Below are 1,107 nucleotides of genomic sequence, written 5' to 3' on the forward strand. Positions count from 1 at the left end.
CCCACCGGCGCCCCCTGGGCCGCCGTAGCCGGCTACTCGCGCGCGGTGCGCGTGGGAGGCCACGTCTCGGTGGCCGGGACGGCGCCCGTCGCGGATGACGGGAGCATCGCCCACCCGGGCGACGCCTACCGGCAGGCGCTCATGTGCTTCGAGATCATCGAGCGGGCGCTCGGGGAAGCCGGCGCGGGGCTGGAGCACGTCGTGCGCACGCGCATGTTCACCGCGGCGCACGCCGACTGGGAGCAGGTCACGCGCGCGCACGGGGAGGTGTTCGCCGACGTCCGGCCCGCCACGACGCTGGTCAAGGTCGCGGGGTTCGTGGACGACGCGATCCTGGTGGAGATCGAGGCGGACGCGATCGTGCCTTAGGGATCGACCGCTCGCCGTACCGCTGGTCCGATGGGTCGTCTACGTAGTATTGCTCACCCTCCTACGTACTCCTCGCGGCTCGTTCAGTCATCGCCGCCGGCAAGTTGGAGGTAGCGAAACGAACGTTGCTCCATCGGGGAGAACACCATGCGCCGCCTCACTGTCGCTCTCGTCATCGCCGTTACGGCGCTTCCGCTCGTCGGCCCGCTCGGCGCCCATGCCCAACAGACCAGGCCCACAGTCGCCTCGGGCGATACCGTACGCGTCCACTACGGGTCGGGAGCCGTCCATGAGGGGGTCGTTCTCGAGGTCCAGTGGCCGGAGTTGCGCATAGCGGACGGAGCAGATGCACGGACCATCCACCTCGACCGGATCGGCGGCATCGACGTGCGCCGCGGCACTCGCCCCTGGGGCCCCATCAAGGGAGCGGCGATCGGGGTGGGAACTGCGTTGTTGGCCGGGCTCATCTGGGAGACCTCGGACAGTTTCGAGAAGCAAGGTTGCGAGATCGTGGACCGCTCGGGCAACGGCAAGCCGATCTGGGGAAACTGCGACCGGGATGGGCGCAACCTGGACCAATGGTGGCTGATCTCGGGCGCCGCTGTAGGGTTTGCCGCGGGGCACTTGATCCGCGTCCCGCGGTGGGTCGAGGCGGAAGGCGTCGGGCTGGCCATCGGTCGATCGAAGGACGGAGCGGTCACGCTCGGCCTGCGCGTGGCCACTGGCAGCTAACGGCGC

At 69.6% G+C, this 1,107-nt stretch carries 2 protein-coding genes; both read left to right on the top strand.

All coding sequences use genetic code 11. The features are described 5' to 3' along the window. Window positions 1-369, top strand: a 369-nt coding sequence (locus ABFS34_16985) for a RidA family protein (protein MEN8377121.1), incomplete at its 5' end; no start/stop codon positions are given. 147 nt (window positions 370-516) lie between these two features. After that, window positions 517-1,101 carry a hypothetical protein gene (locus tag ABFS34_16990; GenBank protein ID MEN8377122.1) on the top strand — a complete coding sequence of 195 codons (585 nt, stop codon included), beginning with the start codon at window positions 517-519 and terminating at the stop codon, window positions 1,099-1,101. The last annotated feature ends 6 nt before the right edge of the window (window positions 1,102-1,107 follow it).

It is taken from the genome of Gemmatimonadota bacterium (assembly GCA_039715185.1).
Taxonomy (GTDB): Bacteria; Gemmatimonadota; Gemmatimonadetes; order Longimicrobiales; family RSA9; genus DATHRK01.